The sequence below is a fragment of the Caldichromatium japonicum genome (assembly GCF_011290485.1).
Classification (GTDB): domain Bacteria; phylum Pseudomonadota; class Gammaproteobacteria; order Chromatiales; family Chromatiaceae; genus Thermochromatium; species Thermochromatium japonicum.
In genome coordinates this window covers 1,705,751-1,724,104 of sequence record NZ_CP048029.1, presented here as the reverse complement: position 1 = coordinate 1,724,104, position 18,354 = coordinate 1,705,751, and the positions used below count along the sequence as shown (strand labels likewise).

Below are 18,354 nucleotides of genomic sequence, written 5' to 3'. Positions count from 1 at the left end.
CCTAGGAGCCCCTGGTCTGTCGGTCTGTCAAAGAGGCGTTGATTCATGGCATGATTTTCGGTATGGCTGGTAACCGTGACGGGTTGATGCGTACATGATCGATTCTCCGATCCAGGATATCTCTGCCTATATGCAAGAGCTGGGGCGCCGCGCCCGGGCGGCGGCCCGTGAGCTGGCCCGCGCCGGCACTGCGGCCAAAAACCATGCCCTACATGCGATCGCCGGGCGGCTCGACCAGCAGCGTGCCGCTATCATTGAGGCCAATCAGCGCGATCTCGCAGCCGGTTCTGCTCAGGGCCTGGATGCTGCCTTGCTGGACCGCCTCGAGCTCACCCAGGTGCGTATCGATGCCATGATCGAAGGGGTGCAACAGGTCGCGGCCCTGCCCGATCCGGTGGGCGCCATCACCGATCTCAATTACCGGCCCAGCGGCATCCAGGTCGGGCGCATGCGCGTGCCGCTCGGGGTGATCGGAATCATCTATGAATCGCGTCCCAATGTGACCGCTGACGCTGCGGCCTTGTGTATCAAGTCGGGCAATGCTGTCATCCTGCGCGGCGGCTCTGAGTCGTTCGCCTCGAATCAGGCCATCGCCCGCTGCATCCAGGCGGGGCTGATGAGCGCCAAGCTCCCCGAAGACGGTGTGCAGACGGTCGCCACCACGGATCGGGCGGCGGTAGGCATCATGGTCGCCATGCCTGAATGGATCGACCTCATCATCCCGCGCGGCGGTAAGGGTCTGATCGAGCGGATCAGTCGCGAGGCGCGGGTGCCGGTGCTCAAGCACCTCGATGGGATCTGTCACGTCTATATCGATGAATATGCCGATCTCGAAAAGGCATTCGCGATTGCCCTAAATGCCAAGACCCAGCGTTATGGCACCTGTAACACCATGGAGACACTCCTGGTCGATGTCGCCGTTGCCCAGGCCATCCTGCCGCGTCTAGCCGCGGCCTATCGCGAGAAGGGGGTAGAGTTGCGCGGCTGCCCGCGTACCCGCGCTATCTTGCCTGAGATCATCCCGGCCACCGACGCCGATTGGGATACCGAGTATCTAGCGCCCATCCTCTCGATCCGCGTGGTCGATGGCCTGGACGCAGCGATCGAGCATATCGCCCGACACGGTTCGGCCCATACCGATGCCATCGTGACCGAAGACTATGGGCGTGCCCGCCGTTTCTTGCGCGAGGTGGATTCGAGCTCGGTGATGGTCAATGCCTCGACCCGTTTCGCCGATGGTTTTGAATACGGCCTGGGTGCCGAGATCGGGATCAGCACCGATAAGTTGCATGCCCGCGGGCCGGTGGGCCTCGAGGGCCTGACCTCGCAGAAGTTCATCGTCTTGGGCAATGGCGACGTCCGGGTATAAGCCCACAGGATCTGCTTATTTGCCCAATATCAAGCGAAAATCCTCGGAATAATACTGGCTGCACGGACCCCAGGCCGAGGCGATTATCACCAAATAGATTGAGGAGTCTTCAATATGGCACGTATCGTGATCTTAGGTGCAGGTATCTCAGGTCATACAGCCGCCCGTTATCTGGGTAAATGGGTCGGTAAAAAACATGAGGTCGTCGTAGTCTCGCCCAAAGCCAAATGGAATTGGATACCTTCCAATATCTGGGTGGGAGTCGGTCAAATGGGTGAATCAGAGGTGAACTTTGAGCTTGCGCCGATCTATCAAAAGGCCAATGTCAGTTTCTATCAGGCGCGGGCGCTTTCGATCCATCCCGAAGGCGGTGAAGGTCATGAAAAACCCTTTGTGACCATCGAATATACCCTCCCTAGACGCGAAGGCGAACGGGCCGAGATCGAATATGACTTTCTGATCAATGCCACCGGCCCCAAGCTCAATTTCGATGCCACCCCTGGTCTAGGCCCGGAGAAAGGTCATACGCATTCGGTCTGCACGGTCGAGCATGCCCTTCAGGCCAATGCCCACCTGCAAGACTGCATCCAGGCGATGAAACAGGGTGCCACCAAGACCTTCGTCATCGGTACCGGGCATGGTATGTGCACTTGCCAGGGAGCGGCGTTCGAATATATCTATAACGTCGATCACGCCTTGCGTAAGGCTGGGGTGCGTGAGCGCGGGCGTCTGATTTGGATCAGCAATGAGTACGAGCTCGGCGATTTCGGCATGGGCGGGGTGCATATCACCCGCAATGGCTATGTGATCAATGGCAAGACCTTTGCCGAGTCATTGATGGCCGAACGTGGTATCGATTGGATTACCCGAGCGGCAGTGACCAAGGTCGAACCGGGCAAGATCCATTACGAACTGCTCGACGGCAGTTTCCATGAGCTTGAGTTTGATTTTTCGATGCTGATCCCGCCCTTTGCCGGTGTGGGCCTCAAGGCTTATGATAAAGCCGGCACCGACATCACCGACAAACTCTTTGCGCCCAATGGCTTTATGAAGGTCGATGCCGATTACACTCCCAAACCGTATGAGGAATGGGACAAGGCCGATTGGCCGCGGACCTATCATAACCCCTTGTATCCGAATATCTATGCCATCGGCATTGCCTTCGCCCCGCCGCACCCGATCAGTAAGGTGATGAAGAGTCCGAATGGCACCCAGATCAGCCCGACCCCGCCGCGCACGGGGATGCCCTCGGCGACCATCGGTAAGGCGGTGGCAAAAAACATCCGCGATCTACTCAACGGTGCGCGGGAATTGAAACATACGGCCTCCATGGCCGAGATGGGTGCCGCCTGCGTGGCCTCGACCGGTATGGATATGTTCAAGGGTAGTGCCGCGACCATAACGGTCTTTCCTGTCGTGCCCGACTATGAGACCTATCCCGAATATGGGCGGGACATGGATCTAACCTTTGGCGAGATCGGACTGGCTGGACACTGGATGAAATATCTTTTGCATCATGTCTTTATCTATCAGGCCAAGCTGCAGCCAGGTTGGTCGATTCTCCCCGATTGAGACAGCGCGGCTTGTGAGATCAGATGCAATCAGGAATGACAACGATCATGGTTAAGAATCGAGAACCCTATCAGCAGGCCTATTATCCGCCGATCCCAACCGCTTCGACACGCTTCATGCGTCAATTCCTGGTCTGGCAATTCATCCGGTTCTGGATCATCAACTTCAAGATCTTTAAGCTCTTGATGAAATCGCATCGGTGAATGGGTATAGCCTCAGACGCCCGCCTAGCGGGCCCTGATGCAAACCGATGATCGGCATCTTTGGCGGCACCTTCGATCCCATCCATCATGGGCATCTCAGGGCCGCGCTCGAATGTCTTGAGCAATTGCGGCTCGATCAGATCCGGTTTATCCCGCTCAAGACAGCAGTCCATCGTCCGCCGCCCGTTGCCTCTCCCAGGCAACGGGCGGCTATGTTGGAGGCTGCATTGGCCGGCGAGCCGCGCTTTATACTCGACCTGCGCGAATTCAAACGTTCAGGTCCATCCTATACCTATGACACCCTGGCTTCATTGCGGGCTGAGATAGGCGGATCCCGCCCCCTCTGCCTGCTGCTCGGGTCTGATGCCTATGCGGGGTTTTTGAGTTGGTACCGCCCGCTCGAGATCCTTCGGCTTGCCCACCTCGTGGTCATGCATCGTCCGGGATACCCGCCGTTGACCGATACCGCCTTAGCGGATCTATATCGCGAGCGGGCTTGTCAAGATTCACGAGAATTGGCGCTGCATCCTAGTGGATCGATCCTGTTGTACGCCATGACCCCCCTTGCGATCTCATCCACCCAGATCCGCGCCCTGATCGCCGCAGGTTTAAGCCCGCGCTACCTGCTGCCTGATACCGTACTTGGTTATATCAACAATGAACGGCTCTACCTTCCATGAAGGTGCCAGATCATCCTAACGAGAGAGATATGCAACTGGAACAATTGAGAGAACTTGTTTTAGAGGCCCTGGATACGATGAAGGCGCGCGATGTGCAGGTCATCGACGTGCGCGGCAAGACCGTCGTCACCGATTATATGATCATCGCCTCGGGCACCTCCGATCGCCATGTCAAGGCCATCGCCGAGACCATCGCCTTTCGGGCCAAAGACGCCGGTGAGCCACCGCTTGGCACCGAGGGGCTGGCAGAAGGCGAATGGGCCCTGGTCGATCTCAATGGCGTGGTCGTCCATGTCATGCTCCCCAAGGTGCGCGATTTCTACAACCTCGAACGCCTCTGGTCGGCACCAGCATCGCTGCCAGGGACACGGGCGGGTGCCCTGGTCTCAGCCTGTTGAGGCGCACCCATGTCGCCATCCATGCCCCGCATCGCCTTGATCGCTGCGCTAGACGAAGCGGGAGCAATCGGACGCGCCAATACCTTGCCTTGGCATCTGCCCGCGGATTTGGCTCATTTCAGATCGCTAACCCTCGACAAACCTATCCTGATGGGGCGGCGCACCTGGGAATCCCTGCCGGGTCTATTGCCGTGCCGCCGCCATCTGATCATCTCGCGCGATCCGAGTTATCGCGTCCCAGGCGCTGAGGTCTTTGGCTCGATCGCCGAGGCGATCGCCGCTACCGCTGCACCTGAGCTCATGGTCATCGGCGGGGCGATGATCTATGCTCAAACCCTACCCTTAGCCCAGGCGCTGTATCTCACGCTTGTCCATACGCGAGTCGAAGGCGATGTCTATTTTCCGCCCTGGGACCCAGCGCAATGGCGCGAGGTTAGACGCTCAGAACACCCTGCTGATGCCTATAACCGTTACGCCATGACCTTTGTAGAGCTAGTGCGGATCGATGCGGGGCAGCCTCATCCCCCCCTGTAGGCGTCAGTCTGCGCCGGGGCGGGCATAGCCTGGGCACTGGATGTGGAGCGGGCAGGGTGGCCAACAGTCAAGGCGAAGCGCCGTGAGCGCTCCGCCCCAGACACAGCCGCTATCGATGGCCCAGACGTTCGCCCCGCTCCAATAGCCGAGCGTCGACCAGTGTCCGAAGACGATGCGCAGGGCCTGGCTGCGTCGGCCTGGAACGGCAAACCAGGGCAGAACGCCAGGCGGCTGGCTACCGAGGGGTCCTTTTTCCTTGAGCGCCAAACCCCCGTCCGCCGTACAAAAACGCAATCGGGTCAAGCTATTGGCGATGAAGCGCAACCGATCGAGACCCTTTAATCCTGGCGACCAGCGCGCTGGTTCATTGCTATACATGGCGCGCAAAAAATCGGGATAGCCGTCGCTGTGTAAGACCGCCTCTAGCTCTTGGGCGCATGCTTGGGCCTGGGCCAGGTCCCACTGCGGCGGCAGTCCCGCATGGACCAGGGTTATATTGCGATCTGGATCGTGATGGAGTAGGGGGCGGTGACGCAGCCAGGCGAGTAGGTCGTCGCAATCCGGCGCGCGCAGGATCGGCTGGAGACTGGAGTCGGCATGTTTGAGATTGCCGGCAGCCACGGCCAACAGATGCAGGTCATGATTGCCGAGCACCACCACGGCCCTGTCGCCCAAGGCGCGCACTCGCCGCAATACCGCCAATGAGTCCGGGCCGCGATTCACCAGATCGCCCGTAAACCACAGACGATCCTGTGTCGGATCGAAGGCAATGTGCTCAAGCAGACGACAAAGCTCGGCATCGCACCCCTGGACGTCGCCGATGGCATAGATGGCCATAGACGGTTCAATGCAGCGGTCTAGAAGTCAGGGAAAAGGCTGAGATCATGGCTTCAAAACGGGTGCCATCATCCCCGAGCATTCCGTAATAGCCATGTATACTGCCGAATGGCGTTGCCAAGATCGCCCCGCTGGCATATCTGAATGATTCGCCGGGTTGGAGATAGGGCTGTTTGCCGACCACCCCTTGACTGTGGACCTCCTGCACCTGACCGTTGGCATCGGTGATGATCCAATGCCGGTCGATCAGCCGCGCCGCCTTGGTGCCGCGATTCTCGATCGTGATCGTATAGGCAAAGACATAACGCTGTTCTTCAGGCGCGGATTGGTCGGGTTGATATTGGCTCTGTGCCGAAACACTGATGAGATAGTCGCTCATGCGCCATCTCTCGGAGGATGTTTGGATGGATATCGATCATGATAACGCGAATAGGATGGAGGCGCGTTGAACGATGCTGGCCTAAGCAGGGCAATCGTATGCATCACCCGAGCCCAAGGGGCTCAGCGCGGTCATCGTCGGAGGTCAAAGCGATCAGGCGGCAGGCCTGGATGTCGTCCTTACGCTCATTCCCCAGGGCACCTCGAAAAACCTTGATCAGCCCTTTGCCGGAATAAACTTGCCGTCACCTGAATTCCAGCCGACCTGACCGCCATGAAGAAGCGCCCCGCCATCAAGACGGACCTGTTTGCAGACTGCCAACAGCGGGAGAAGATCGACAAGTTGGGCGATCCATTGGTTGAGATAGAAGGCGCCATCGACTTGGAAGCCTTGGCGTTGGAAGTTGACCGCATGGCCCCGCGCTCGGTGAGTCTGCAAGGTGGCCGGCCACCGTTCCCCGCTGAAACCATGGTGCGCATTCTGGTCTTGAAGCGGCTGTACAACCTGTCTGACGAGCAGATGGAGTATCAATTGCTGGACCGCATGAGCTACAAGCGCTTCTGTGGTCTGGCCCAAGCCGCCAACATTCCTGACCGGACGACTGTGTGGGTGTTTGAGAACCGGATCGGCGAAGCCGGCGCCAAAGCCATCTTCGATGGCCTCAGCGCGCAACTGCTCAAGAAGGGTTTCATCGCCCGGGGTGGGCAGATCATCGACGCCACGCGGGTCCCCGCGCCCCGGCAGCACTTCACCAAGGACGCCAAGGAACCGCTGAACGAAGACGCCATGCCCGCGGATTGGAAGCCGGTCAAGCGGCGCCAGAAGCATGGCAAGAGCCACTATGGCTACAAGCTCACGGTGAACGTCGACAAGAGGTACAAATTCATCCGCAAGATCGTCACCGACACCACCAGCACCCACGACAGCCAGCACTTTGAGGCGGTCATGGACCCGGCCAACACCAGCCGGGAGGTCTTTGCCGACCGAGGCTATCCGTGCGAGGAACGAGAAGCCTGGCTGAAAGCGAACGGCTATCGGAACAAGCCGCTGTCTGAAGCGCAGCAGCGGCGCAACCATGGCATTGCGAAGACACGAGCCTGTGTTGAACATGTGTTTGCGGCCATTGCGCAGATGGGCGGCAAACTGATCCGCACCATTGGTCAAGCGCGTGCCAACTTTGCGATGACGATGATGGCGGCCTGCTACAATCTGAAGCGACTGGCGTTCTTCCAGCGAGTGGGCATCGTGCCCGCATAACGCCCAACATGGGCCGAATGGCCACCGCCCACTTCGGGGTAAAAACCGGGCAACGCTGCTTGAAAAAGCAGCGATTTGTTGAGGAAGTTGAGCCGGATTCAGTCAGTGGCATCGCGCTTTGACCGGGTCCCATCAAAATAGTGGGTTATTCGAGGTGCCCCCCAGTGAATAGCCACTAGTCATACCTTGCGCGTGAACAACGATCTTAAGATCTCTACAATCTCAACATTCCTGCGATTGCCCTGATAGGCCAAGGCGTGTCGCCTTGTCGGGGGCGGGGTTCGCGGTAGAATATAGACAGAGTCTGATTGGTTTTAGAGGTCGGCGGGATGATGTATCGGAAGCGGCTTCGCCGGAGGCCCGATCCACTGATGTTGTTGATGGTCTTTGTGTTTCTGGGATTGACTGCAACCATCAGTTATCAGCTCCTCTTCCTCGTCCCCGCCGATCGGGGCGAGATGGCGGTCCAACCAAGCCTCACTACAGCCGCCGGCGTCGGCAGCTGAAAAGCGAAGGCCCATGCCGGTGGCGGCATCTCTCCAGGTCGAGCGATTGCGCGTAGCGGTCATCGGCGTCGGTTATCTGGGCCGTTTCCATGCCCTGATCTATTCGCGTCTGCCTGAGGTCGAGCTCGTCGGCATCGTCGATACCGATGCCGGGCGCGCTGCTGCAGTTGCCGCCGAGGTGGGTTGTCCAGTGTATGGCGACCCGGGGGTGCTCATCGATCGGGTCGATGCCGTCAGCGTGGTCGTTCCTACGACCGCGCATCTCTCGGTTGCCCGGCCTTTCTTGGAGCAGGGTGTGGCTGTTTTGCTTGAAAAGCCCATCGCTGCGACCCGCACCGAGGGCGAGATGATCGTCGCCCTGGCGCGTAAACACGGGGCGATCCTGCAAATCGGTCATGTCGAGCGCTTCAATGCCGGGGTCATGGCTCTCGCCCAACGGATCACCACCCCGCGCTATATCGAGGCCCAGCGCATGGGCAGCTTCTCTGAGCGCGCGACCGATGTGGATGTGGTCTCAGACCTGATGATCCATGACCTCGATATCATCCTGAGCCTGGTTGGGACCCCCATCCATCGCATCTCGGCCATTGGTGCAGCGGTGTTGACCGAGCACATCGATATCGCCAATGCGCGGATCGAGTTTGCCAATGGTGCGGTGGCCAACCTGGTGGCAAGCCGGGTCTCGGATCAGACTACAAGGCGCTTTCGCGTCTTCCAACCCTGCGGCTATCTATCGCTCGACTTCATTAAACAGACCTTGGATGTTGCTGAATTGCATCCCGTAACCGGCGGCAGTCGTCCAGAGATCCTGCGCCAGCGCCTGCAGATCGAACCCGTCAAACCCTTGGATCTCGAGCTTGCCGATTTTGTGCGAGTAGTGCGTACCGGTGGGCAGCCAGTCGTCGATGGCGAGGCAGGACTGAGGGCGCTTGAGGTCGCTCTTGAGGTGCGGGATCTTATCCTAGCCGCCAGCGCCTAGAGCGCGGCAAAGCGTTGGGCGAGGATCTCGATCAGGGTCGGGTGCTCACCGACCAAAGGCGAGATCAGAATGGGCAAGCTGGGATGACGCGCCTTGATCCGGGCACAGATCTGGGCGATGTCTCCATGGGGTCCGGCATGGCGCCCTGGAGAGATAAAGAGCATCGCCAGGACGATCGGTATTTGGGCGTCCTGCGCGGCGAGCCTCTCGAGTATCTCCTCGAGCAAGGGGCCATTAAAGTCATATTCCGGCCCGGGGCGGCGCTCCATCACGGCCTCGATGAGCTCGGTCTGCGCAGAGAAGCGCAGGCGCAATCTTCCAGCAAGCCAGTGGCGTACCGCTGTCACTTGGGGAAGCGGCGAGCCATGATCGACCAGCACCACCCGCTGGGGGATGATCCCCGCCGCTTGCATCGTTGCCCCGACCTGGTCGGCTAGGATCTCAACCAGCAGGGGCTCGCCTGGAGGCAAGGGACAGAGCTCAGGGGCGATGGTCAGCTCGACTGGACCTCGCTGGGCGACTAGGCGGCTGACCATCTCGGGGATGAATTGGGTCAGGGCAGCGCTACGCCCGAAGAAGAGCGGGAGGATGATGAGTTCCCGTACCCCATCGTACAGCAGACGGTGCAAGGCAGCTTCAAGGATCTCGGCGGGCTGACCGCCGAGCTGGGCGGCGGGGATGCACTCGGCATGCAGCAGCGAAACGGGCTGCACCGGTTGGCCGATCCGTACCGCCAGCTGGCTGGCGATCCGGCGTAGGCTCAGGGTGGATTCGGGGCGGCTTGAGCCGTTATCCACCAACAGGATCGCCCGCGATGGGCAGGCAGGCGCGATCTTGTTCATGATGTCTCGCTTGGGTTGGCCATCCGGCTTGCCCTGGTTTGCGAGAGCGGGGTCTGGGATGCCTGATAGTCACGGATCTGTTGCCGGCTGAGTGCCTGCATATCGGCCCCTCTGCGCCAGGCCTGATACCAGGCAAGGGTCTGTTCCAGGGCTTTCTCCAGGGACCAGTGTGGGGCCCAGCCCAGATGCAGCCGCGCCTGGCTGCTATCGAGACTGAGCAGATGGGTCTCGCGCGGATGGGGGTCCGCGTCGCTTTCCCATGTACACCCCAGGCGCTCGCATAACCAGGATGTCACCCTTTCGACGGGCCAGTGATCGATGGGGTCTGGCCCAAAGTTCCAGGCACTGGCCCAATTGCCTTCATCTCGATACAGACGTTCGGCTAAGAGGAGATAACCGGCTAGGGGCTCGAGGACATGCTGCCAGGGGCGTATCGCCTGGGGCGAGCGCAGGCGCACAGCAACCCCGGCAGCGCTCGCGCGCAGGATATCCGGTAGCAGACGATCCTCCGCCCAGTCGCCGCCGCCGATGACATTACCCGCGCGCACGCTGGCCACCGCGACCCTAGAGGGGGAGAGAAAGGCATGGCGATAGGTGTGGACAACGAGCTCAGCCGCCGCCTTGCTGCCCGCATAGGGTTCATGACCGCCGAGCCGGTCGTTCTCCCGATAGGGCCATGCCCAACGACGATCCTCATAGCATTTATCGGAGGTCACCACCACCACGGCCCGCACGCTCGGACAGCAGCGCACTGCCTCGAGGAGATGCACTGTGCCCAGGACATTGACGGCATAGGTTGCAACTGGATCGCGATAGGCCAAACGAACCAGGGGCTGGGCGGCGAGATGAAAGACCACCTCGGGCTGGGCAGAGTGCATGGCCTGAGTGAGCGCCGCCAGATCGCGCACATCGCCAATGCAATGCTGGATCAGACAGGATTCAAGGCGCGCGACGGTGAATAGATTGGGCTCGGTCGGCGGCTTCAGGGCATAGCCGCTGACCATAGCGCCCAGCTCATGCAGCCAGAGCGTCAGCCAGCTGCCCTTAAAGCCCGTATGCCCGGTAACCAGGACGCGCCGGCCAGACCAAAACTCCGGATTCACAACCAGAGCTTCCAGGGCGCCTGGCCCGAGTTCCATAGGGCCTCCAGATGATTCTTGTCGCGCAAGGTATCCATCGCCTGCCAGAAACCCTGATGCTCAAAAGCCATCAATTGACGTTGAGCGCTGAGTTGGGGCAGGATCTCGGCCTCCCAGCTCGTCTGATCGCCCTCGATCAGGTCGAGGCAACGCGGCGAGAGCACGAAAAAGCCGCCATTGATCAGACCCTCGCCGCCCAAGGGCTTCTCGCGAAAACCGGTCACCACGGCCCCCTCGCGATCGAGGGCACCATAGCGGCCTGGTGCCGGAACGGCGGTGATGGTCGCCAACTGCCCGTGGGACCGATGAAAGGCAATCAGCGCGCTGATATCCAGATCGCTCAAGCCATCGCCGTAGGTAAAGCAAAAAAGCTCCTGATCGGCGAGATAGGGAGCAACCCGCTTCAAACGGCCTCCCGTCTGCGAATACAGTCCCGTATCGACCAGCGTCACCCGCCAGGGCTCGGCATGATGCTGATGTACCTCGATCCGATTCTGGGCCAGATCGATGGTCACGTCGGACATGTGCAAGAAATAATTGGCGAAATATTCCTTGATCACATAACCCTTATAACCGCAGCAGATGATAAAGTCGGTGACATTATGATGGGCATAAAGCTTCATGATATGCCACAGGATCGGCATCCCGCCGATCTCGATCATGGGCTTGGGCTTTAGATGCGACTCCTCGGCGATTCGGGTCCCAAATCCACCGGCGAGGATCACGGCCTTGATTGAGGTTTCTTCGGCGCGCATGACTCAGGTCTAGTCGGCATCGCAGGGGTCGAACAGCGCCAGGTTCAGACCCGGGCTGGATCAATTCGCCTGCCTATTGCTATGAATAAAGTTTGATCGAGCAAGGTCGTCAGCTGGATTTTTTTGAGATAGACCATCCTTTTGTCAATCGTGGAAACCGATCAACGATTGCCTCGATTTGCATCCGGCAAGGCGCTTAGAGGAGTGCCGGCGGCTTTAGGCCGCTGGTCCAACTGGCTAATCGGTGGCCTGTTGTTCGTTGTCTTGGTGCTCATTGTCGAGCAGGCGGTCGGTTGGCGGCAACTGCTTGCCCCCTGGCGCGAGCTTTCGGCTGGGCTTTTGCTCTGGTTGTTTGTTCTAACCGCTGCAAGCTATGGGCTGCGGGCGGTGCGGGTGAGGGATTATTTTGGGCTCAGAGACCGCTTTACTCCGGTACTGCGCCTGACCCTGCTCCACAACGCCGCCAATAATCTCTTGCCAATGCGTTTAGGGGAGCTGGTCTTTCCCTGGCTGATGCGCCGCTATTTCGGGTACGGCCTTGTCGTTGCCGCGGCATCGCTCCTATGGCTGCGAGTCTTGGATCTGCATTTTTTGGTCTTGCTTGGGTTCCTGATCCTGGAGCTCAGCCATTCTTCTTGGATCTGGTGGGTTGGGGGGGGCTTGTGGCTTGGCGGCTTGGGCGTCTTGATCCCGATCTCTAAACTCGGCGAGTCAGCAGTCTTGGTCGGATCGGGCAGGTTGCGTGGACCGATCCGACAGTTCCTGCAATCGACCCCCCGAAACCCCTGGTCGATCCTGCGCTTGTATGTCTGGACGGCACTGATCTGGGGACTCAAGTTTATCGCCTTTACCAGCCTGCTTCGCTTCTTTCTGCCGATCGAGACCTGGCGGCTGCTCGTGGGGGTCATGGGCGCCGAGCTGTCCAGCGTCCTACCGGTGCATGGGATCGCGGGGACGGGGAGCTATGAACTCGCTGCAGTGGCGGCGCTCGTGCCGCTTGGGATCGAGCCGCGCCTGGCGCTCGCCGCCGCGGTCCACCTGCATCTCTTTCTGCTAGGGAGCACCCTGGTGCTCGGGGCGCTGGGCCTGTTATTGCCGGCCCCGCAATCCCCGCTCACTGGAAATGATGGACATAGCGCAGATTGAAGCGCGTCCCTTCGGGCCGGTTTTCGGCCAGGGTCTCCCAATAGAGGTTGGCGAAGAGATGGTCGTGTTTGGACAGGTGATAGACCAACCCTGGGCCTAAACCCAAGACCTGCTCCTTACTGTCTGCGATCGACCTGCTATCGACCCGGCTGTCGCTGATCTGTTTGAGATAATAGCCGTTGCTCCCCAACCGCAGGCGGTTGGGGATGACCTCATAGGCGCTCGCCAGGTTCAGGTGAATTGCTTGACCTGCTTGACTGTCGTCGGCGTTGAGGCCGCGATAGGGGTCATGATTTTCGGCATTTCAGAGATATTGATCCGAAACCAATGAACTTGTATTACGCGGCATCATGGAGCTTGGGATGCTGGAAGTAGCGCATGATGCGTTTGGGGGGAATTGAGAAGGCGGCGCAGGTGGCTGACGGTCGCCTTCTTCAGATCGCCCTTGGCGCGGGAGGGCGCCTGCGCGGTGATGGTGGCCTTGAGCATCTCGTTGGGGTTCAGTGCTGGGCTGTAGGGGGGGAGGGAGGAGGCCTCGATTTGATTGGCGCATGCAGCCAGCCAGGCCTTGACCGGCTTGGTGTGATGCACGCGCAGGTTGTCGAGGATGAGGAAGATCTTCTTGCCCCTGGCGTCCTTGACCAGCCGCTTCATGAAGTCGATCAGGATGTCGGCGTTCATCGCCCCCGCGAACGCCTTCCAAGGCACCTTGCCGCGGTTGGTCAGCGTCGAGATCACCGACAGGCCTTCGCGACGGTGCGTGACGCGAATCTCGGGCGTCTTGATCGCCAACAGCGCCCGCTTCTCACCCACCTTGCACCCACCCCCCTTGTCCTTAGGCCCCTTCGCGCCCATAGCCTTTGCAGATGTCGAACACCCCTGCGCCCAACAATCCCCTCTGCGCGCCTATCGCTTCATACGTCCAGCTACGCCGCCGCTCTTCGCGCGCCGCAAACGACAGCAATCTCATGTCTCGTCTTTCCATGCCCACGACATCAGGACAGCTCACTCAATTTCAAAAGCATGTGTTTCTTATCAAGAATGTAGGTGCCAGGAGAGCGTCCATTGTGGGCTGAGGAATAGGGTTGCTGCCCAATAGGGGTTGAATGAAAAGACATTGCTCCCTGGATTGATGGCACGATCAGGGTTATAGGCGCCGGTCGGCAGGAGTATCTGTAACTCGATCCGCTGCATGAAACGCGGCCCATTTGGACCCATGACCGGGTCCCATTGCAAGAAGGGTCCGACCAGCAAGGTCCCCTAGATTCCCACTGGTGACCGAAAGGGCCAGGTCGTCGCCTGGATCGAGATCGAGTCCACAACAGGTACCATCAGGTTCAGATCCCATTTGCCCCCTGCCAGGACCTCTTGATCCGAGGCATAGAGCAGCTGGGTGAGACTTATGTTGAGATCGAGCTCAGCCTTCTCTAAGCCGCGAACCGTCGGCGTCCTTGAGCCGACCTGCGCGATAAAACTAGATGTACTGCTGGGCATACCAGCCGGGGCCGGCAGGCGGTCCGCCGTTGAGAAAGCTGGTAAAACCCAGGTTGATTGCTGGCAGGTCATAGGCCAGGGACAGCGGGGCAAAGGTGCCTGCCAATAGGGCGAAGACTGGAGCTAGGATCCTAAGGCGCATCGATGACCTCTTGTGATTGCTGAAAGGTTTAGAATAACACGGCGCCTTACCTTGGGCAGGCGATAGTATCCGCATTGGGGCGACCCCTGGCGAGCGGTGATCCAAAGGCGTGTAATGCCCTGCTTTGAGGCCGTCAGGGTGTCAGAGGCCGATATTTTTTCTGAAAACCTTTTGTAGGCAGCAGGGTGATACCTTGATTATTTGTCCATTTACCGTGTCCAATGTCTTGAGATAATGCCAGATGCAACTCGCGAAGAATGACGCCTCATTATGACTTAAATCCAGACGCATCACTGTTGCGTAACGCTGCTGAATGATTTTGGTATATCTGGCGACAAACTCGTCTTCAGTAAGGAAATGGTCGCTGAACAACGCCGACTCGATCCTGGGGTCCGCCGATAAATCTTCATAGAAGATACAGCCGATTCGAAGCAGCTCAGTCATCATGGTTTCACCCTCCTTTGTCTTGATATTTGGTTATTTCATTATTTTATAATTTTTGTTTCAAAATATTTTTATCATGAAAAGATTGGAAAAACTGGATTTTTGCTGCTGTCAAGCGATCCTTGCGCCGGAGGTCGCATCATCGGGCAAGACCGGGTTGAGCTAAGAGATATGAAACTGGAACGCATTAAGCTTGCCGGTTTTAAATCATTCGTCGATCCGACCGTAGTACATTTTCCAAGCAATCTGGTCTGCATTGTGGGGCCAAATGGCTGCGGTAAGTCCAATCTCATCGATGCAGTGCGCTGGGTGATGGGTGAATCATCGGCGCGCCTATTGCGCGGCGAATCGATGGCCGATGTCATCTTTAATGGCAGCGCCAATCGCCCCCCTGTCAGCCTAGCCAGCATCGAACTCATCTTCGACAATAGCGACGGGCGGGCAGGTGGCGAATATGCGGCCTTCCAGCAGATCGCCGTCAAACGCCAGGTCGGCCGCGATGGTCAATCGGTCTATTTTCTCAATGGCACGCGCTGTCGGCGCCGCGATATCCAAGACCTATTTCTGGGCACGGGTCTTGGGCCGCGGTCCTATGCCATCATCGAGCAGGGGATGATCGCGCGTCTGATCGAGGCGCGTCCGGATGAGCTGCGGCTGTTTCTAGAAGAGGCGGCAGGGATCTCTAAATACAAGGAACGCAGGCGCGAGACCGAGGAACGGATCCGTCACACCCGTGAAAACCTCGAACGGCTCGATGACCTGCGCTGGGAGCTGGACAAACAGCTTGCACGTCTGGAGCGTCAGGCCGAACTTGCCGCGCGCTATACCCAGTGGCGTGCCGAAGAGGTGCGTTTGGACCTGGCGCTCAAGGCACTGCGCTGGCGGGCACTTGAGCATGAGCGCCAGGAGCTCCAGCGACGCCTGGTCCAGGATGAATCCGCGCTTGCCGCCATCCAGTCCGAGATACAGTCACTGGATGCAGAGATCAGTGTCCGACGATCCGAGCATCGCGCCGCAGCTGAGCGCTGCCATGCGCTTCAAGGGCAGCTTTATGGCATCGAGGCCGAGATCGCCCGTGCCGAACAGTCGCTCCGTTTTGCGGGCGAGGAGCGTCGGCGGTATGAGGCCGAACTGGCACGGCTTGAACAAGAGCTTGCTCAATCCAAACAACAAATTGCCTGTGACAATGAACGTCTGGGTGAACTTGCTCAGGCGTTGGCTGAGGCTGGACCAGCCCTTGAATGCGCCGAGGCCGCATTGGTCGAGACCCTCGCCTCGCTCGTGACCTGGGAGGCAGACCTCAAGCGCTGTGAGTCTGAGTGGGAGGCTTACAATCGCGCCGCCGCCAAACCCCTCGATGAGGCCAATGCCGAACGCATCCGTCTGGCTGCCCTAGAGCAGACCCTGGAACAGGCACGGGTCGGTTTAAAACGGATCGAGGCTGAATGGGCACAGCTAGCCGATTCAGGATTGAGCGATGCACTCGAGGATCTCTCCAAGCAGTCGGCGGCATTGGAGATCGAGGTCGTTGCCTTGAGCGCCGAACGCACCGCTGTGCATGCGTCCAGGGAACGATGCGAGGCCGAACTGAGGGCCCTCGATGAGAGCCTCGACCAGGTCCGCACCCAGATCCGCGAGCACAAGGGGCGCCTAGCCTCGCTGCGAGCCCTGCAGGAATCTGCTTTAGCCGAGTATGGGCAACCTGACCAGTCCTGGCTGAAGGCAAGGGGGCTAGATCGAGCGCCACGCCTGATCGAGAGCCTAGAGGTTGAATCAGGTTGGGAGGAAGCGGTCGAATCCTGCCTGGGCGCAGCCCTCACGGGCGTGCTGGTTGAGGATCTCGATGAGGTCCTTGAAGGGGCAGAGGACCTACCGCCGGGTCTCATGCTGTGCGAGCGGGTGGGCCGGGAGGTTGAAACCCCCTATCCCGGCGATGGGCTTGGCCATTGCGTCCGCGCCCCTTGGCCTGCGGGGATGGTCATCGGAGCGGTCCGTACTGTAGAGCATTGGCGCGCTGCCCTGGCAGCCCGCCGCGATCTTGAGGCTAACGCTCGCTGGGTCACACCCGAGGGCATCGAGGTCGGTTGCTGCTGGATTCGCGTCCCCGCCCGCGCCGAAAGAGGTGGGATGATCGCCCGCGCCGAGGCGATCGCGGTGCTCGAATCCGCCCTCGCGACGCTGCTTGAGCAAGAGTCAGGGTTATTGCATGCGCAACAGACCCAGCTTGCGGCGCGCGCCGACAGCGAACAGCGGCGACGGACGCTTGAGGCCGCAATCGCTGCCCGCGAACGCGAGCAGGCGAGGCTTCAGGCCGAACTACGCGCCGTGCAAATGCACCTCGATCATCAGACAAAACGCCGGCAAACCTTAGTGGATGAACGGGCCAGGCTGGAAGCTCAGATGGCCAGCACCCAGAGCGCGTTGGCCGAGGCGCGCACGCGGCTTGCTGATCGTTTACACCAAGTTGAACGTGTGCGTGAACAGCTTGGGTCGCTGGAGGAACAGCGCGCCCGGCTCAGGATGCGGCTAGCTGAGGGGCGGGCGGTTGAACGCACCCAGCGCGATCAGGTCCAGGCATTGCGGATTCGCATCGAGTCCAAGCGCGCGGCCCAGGCATCGCTCCAAGAGAGTCAGGCACAATTGATCGGCCGTCAGGCACAATTCATGATACGCTGCGCTGAGCTACGCGCTGACTTGGATGCCGGCGAGTCGCCGCTTGCTGAACAACGCGCACATCTCGAGACCCAGCGGGCGCGCAGGCACGAGATTGAACAGATGCTGATCGCAGCCCATCAAGAGCGGGACCGACTCGAGGCCGAGGTCCGAAGGCACGAAGGTCTGCGTCAACAGCTCGAACAACAGATGCAGTCCAGCCAACGCGCCTTGGAGGCGCTGCGCCTGGAACATCAAGAACGCCTGGTACGCCAGCATGCCCTCGAAGAACAATTGGCTGCCGCCGATGCTCATCCTCAGAAGATCTTGCAAACGCTCGATCGCCAGGTGACCGAGACAGAGATCAACGAGCGGCTGAGCAAGGTGCGGGGGCGGCTCCAACGCTTAGGCCCGGTTAATCTCGCTGCGGTCGATGAGTTCAAAGAACAGGCGGCGCGCAAGGCGTATCTGGATACCCAATACGAAGACATCGTCCGCGCACTCCACACCCTCGAACAGGCGATCCGCGCCATTGATCGTGAAACGCGGCAACGCTTCAAAGAGACCTTCGAGCGGGTCAATCAGTCTTTTCAATCCCTCTTTCCCCGGCTCTTTGGCGGCGGTCAAGCAACCTTGGAGCTGGCGGATGCCAATCTGCTCGAAACCGGCATGATGGTCATGGCGCGCCCGCCCGGCAAGCGCAATACCAGCATCCATCTATTATCGGGCGGTGAAAAAGCGCTGACGGCAGTGGCCCTGGTCTTTGCGATCTTTGAACTCAATCCAGCGCCCTTCTGTATGCTCGATGAGGTCGATGCCCCCTTGGATGATGTCAATGTCGGACGGTTTTGTGAGCTGGTGCGCAGCATGTCGGATCGCGTCCAATTGATTTTGGTCAGCCACAACAAACAGACGATGGAGATCGCCCAGCATTTGATCGGGGTGACCATGCATGAACCTGGGGTATCGCGTCTGGTCAGCGTCGATGTTGAGGAGGCACTGCGTCTGGCTGGACAATCCGGCTGA

22 protein-coding genes and 1 pseudogene are annotated in these 18,354 nt (G+C 59.5%); 11 read left to right on the top strand and 12 right to left on the bottom strand.

Annotated features, from left to right (window positions below; translation table 11 throughout):
* The first annotated feature begins 94 nt into the window (after positions 1-94).
* The 6 genes from GWK36_RS08455 to GWK36_RS08430 all read left to right on the top strand — a co-directional run bounded on the left by GWK36_RS08455 (position 95) and on the right by GWK36_RS08430 (position 4,756).
* Positions 95-1,369 (top strand): glutamate-5-semialdehyde dehydrogenase, encoded by a 1,275-nt coding sequence (locus GWK36_RS08455; protein ID WP_166270774.1) that lies wholly within the window; start codon positions 95-97, stop codon positions 1,367-1,369.
* Between the two features lie 114 nt (positions 1,370-1,483).
* Complete coding sequence (locus tag GWK36_RS08450) at positions 1,484-2,941, top strand: NAD(P)/FAD-dependent oxidoreductase (protein WP_166270773.1); 1,458 nt, start codon at positions 1,484-1,486, stop codon at positions 2,939-2,941.
* A gap of 47 nt (positions 2,942-2,988) precedes the next feature.
* Positions 2,989-3,144: a hypothetical protein gene (locus GWK36_RS08445; RefSeq protein WP_166270772.1), complete on the top strand. Its 156-nt coding sequence runs from the start codon at positions 2,989-2,991 to the stop codon at positions 3,142-3,144.
* A gap of 47 nt (positions 3,145-3,191) precedes the next feature.
* On the top strand, positions 3,192-3,824 hold the full coding sequence (nadD, locus tag GWK36_RS08440; RefSeq protein ID WP_166270771.1) for a nicotinate-nucleotide adenylyltransferase: 633 nt from the start codon (positions 3,192-3,194) through the stop codon (positions 3,822-3,824).
* A gap of 29 nt (positions 3,825-3,853) precedes the next feature.
* Positions 3,854-4,222, top strand: coding sequence for a ribosome silencing factor (gene rsfS, locus GWK36_RS08435; protein WP_166270770.1), 369 nt, complete (start codon positions 3,854-3,856; stop codon positions 4,220-4,222).
* Between the two features lie 9 nt (positions 4,223-4,231).
* A complete protein-coding gene (locus tag GWK36_RS08430; protein WP_166270769.1) occupies positions 4,232-4,756 on the top strand; it encodes a dihydrofolate reductase in 525 nt (174 codons plus the stop codon).
* Between the two features lie 3 nt (positions 4,757-4,759).
* Here the strand turns inward: GWK36_RS08430 and GWK36_RS08425 are convergent, their stop codons facing one another.
* Positions 4,760-5,593, bottom strand: coding sequence for a symmetrical bis(5'-nucleosyl)-tetraphosphatase (locus tag GWK36_RS08425; RefSeq protein ID WP_166270768.1), 834 nt, complete (start codon positions 5,591-5,593; stop codon positions 4,760-4,762).
* A 7-nt stretch (positions 5,594-5,600) separates the two neighbouring features.
* Positions 5,601-5,972, bottom strand: a complete 372-nt coding sequence (gene apaG / locus GWK36_RS08420; protein WP_166270767.1) for a Co2+/Mg2+ efflux protein ApaG — start codon at positions 5,970-5,972, stop codon at positions 5,601-5,603.
* A gap of 273 nt (positions 5,973-6,245) precedes the next feature.
* Here apaG and GWK36_RS08415 point away from each other — a divergent pair, with 273 nt between their 5' ends.
* The 3 genes from GWK36_RS08415 to GWK36_RS08405 all read left to right on the top strand — a co-directional run bounded on the left by GWK36_RS08415 (position 6,246) and on the right by GWK36_RS08405 (position 8,714).
* A complete protein-coding gene (locus tag GWK36_RS08415; protein WP_166270766.1) occupies positions 6,246-7,229 on the top strand; it encodes an IS5 family transposase in 984 nt (327 codons plus the stop codon).
* A gap of 329 nt (positions 7,230-7,558) precedes the next feature.
* A complete protein-coding gene (locus tag GWK36_RS08410; RefSeq protein ID WP_166270765.1) occupies positions 7,559-7,735 on the top strand; it encodes a hypothetical protein in 177 nt (58 codons plus the stop codon).
* Between the two features lie 19 nt (positions 7,736-7,754).
* Positions 7,755-8,714 (top strand): Gfo/Idh/MocA family protein, encoded by a 960-nt coding sequence (locus GWK36_RS08405; protein WP_246237498.1) that lies wholly within the window; start codon positions 7,755-7,757, stop codon positions 8,712-8,714.
* Here the strand turns inward: GWK36_RS08405 and GWK36_RS08400 are convergent.
* Genes GWK36_RS08400 through rfbF form a run of 3 tightly spaced genes read right to left on the bottom strand, consistent with a single transcriptional unit; the run spans position 8,711 to position 11,429 of the window.
* The gene (locus GWK36_RS08400; RefSeq protein ID WP_166270763.1) at positions 8,711-9,556 is read right to left on the bottom strand and encodes a sirohydrochlorin chelatase; all 846 of its coding nucleotides are present in this window, start codon (positions 9,554-9,556) and stop codon (positions 8,711-8,713) included. The genes GWK36_RS08405 and GWK36_RS08400 overlap by 4 nt on opposite strands.
* Positions 9,553-10,695, bottom strand: a complete 1,143-nt coding sequence (gene rfbG / locus GWK36_RS08395) for a CDP-glucose 4,6-dehydratase (RefSeq protein WP_166270762.1) — start codon at positions 10,693-10,695, stop codon at positions 9,553-9,555. The genes GWK36_RS08400 and rfbG overlap by 4 nt, the downstream gene beginning before the upstream one ends.
* Positions 10,656-11,429, bottom strand: coding sequence for a glucose-1-phosphate cytidylyltransferase (gene rfbF, locus GWK36_RS08390; protein ID WP_166272559.1), 774 nt, complete (start codon positions 11,427-11,429; stop codon positions 10,656-10,658). Before rfbF ends, rfbG begins: the two co-directional genes overlap by 40 nt.
* Before the next feature lie 225 nt (positions 11,430-11,654).
* On the opposite strand from rfbF, the gene GWK36_RS08385 reads away from it, so the two are divergent.
* Positions 11,655-12,596, top strand: coding sequence for a lysylphosphatidylglycerol synthase transmembrane domain-containing protein (locus GWK36_RS08385; RefSeq protein WP_246237497.1), 942 nt, complete (start codon positions 11,655-11,657; stop codon positions 12,594-12,596).
* Here the strand turns inward: GWK36_RS08385 and GWK36_RS08380 are convergent.
* The 7 genes and pseudogenes from GWK36_RS08380 to GWK36_RS08365 all read right to left on the bottom strand — a co-directional run.
* A pseudogene (locus GWK36_RS08380) lies at positions 12,565-12,840 on the bottom strand (transporter); the annotation flags it as partial. The gene GWK36_RS08385 and the pseudogene GWK36_RS08380 sit on opposite strands and share 32 nt — an antisense overlap.
* Before the next feature lie 104 nt (positions 12,841-12,944).
* Entirely contained in the window at positions 12,945-13,409 is a 465-nt protein-coding gene (locus GWK36_RS08375) for a transposase (RefSeq protein WP_425482747.1), read from the bottom strand.
* Positions 13,410-13,431: 22 nt separating this feature from the next.
* Positions 13,432-13,566, bottom strand: a complete 135-nt coding sequence (locus GWK36_RS16080) for a hypothetical protein (protein ID WP_425482746.1) — start codon at positions 13,564-13,566, stop codon at positions 13,432-13,434.
* Positions 13,567-13,631: 65 nt separating this feature from the next.
* On the bottom strand, positions 13,632-13,850 hold the full coding sequence (locus GWK36_RS15420; RefSeq protein WP_246237496.1) for a transporter: 219 nt from the start codon (positions 13,848-13,850) through the stop codon (positions 13,632-13,634).
* A 6-nt stretch (positions 13,851-13,856) separates the two neighbouring features.
* Entirely contained in the window at positions 13,857-14,090 is a 234-nt protein-coding gene (locus GWK36_RS15415) for a hypothetical protein (RefSeq protein WP_246237495.1), read from the bottom strand.
* Positions 14,071-14,232: a hypothetical protein gene (locus tag GWK36_RS15410; RefSeq protein ID WP_246237494.1), complete on the bottom strand. Its 162-nt coding sequence runs from the start codon at positions 14,230-14,232 to the stop codon at positions 14,071-14,073. The genes GWK36_RS15415 and GWK36_RS15410 overlap by 20 nt, the downstream gene beginning before the upstream one ends.
* 141 nt (positions 14,233-14,373) lie before the next feature.
* The gene (locus tag GWK36_RS08365; RefSeq protein WP_166270760.1) at positions 14,374-14,679 is read right to left on the bottom strand and encodes a hypothetical protein; all 306 of its coding nucleotides are present in this window, start codon (positions 14,677-14,679) and stop codon (positions 14,374-14,376) included.
* Between the two features lie 168 nt (positions 14,680-14,847).
* On the opposite strand from GWK36_RS08365, the gene smc reads away from it, so the two are divergent.
* Positions 14,848-18,354 (top strand): chromosome segregation protein SMC, encoded by a 3,507-nt coding sequence (smc, locus tag GWK36_RS08360; RefSeq protein ID WP_166270759.1) that lies wholly within the window; start codon positions 14,848-14,850, stop codon positions 18,352-18,354.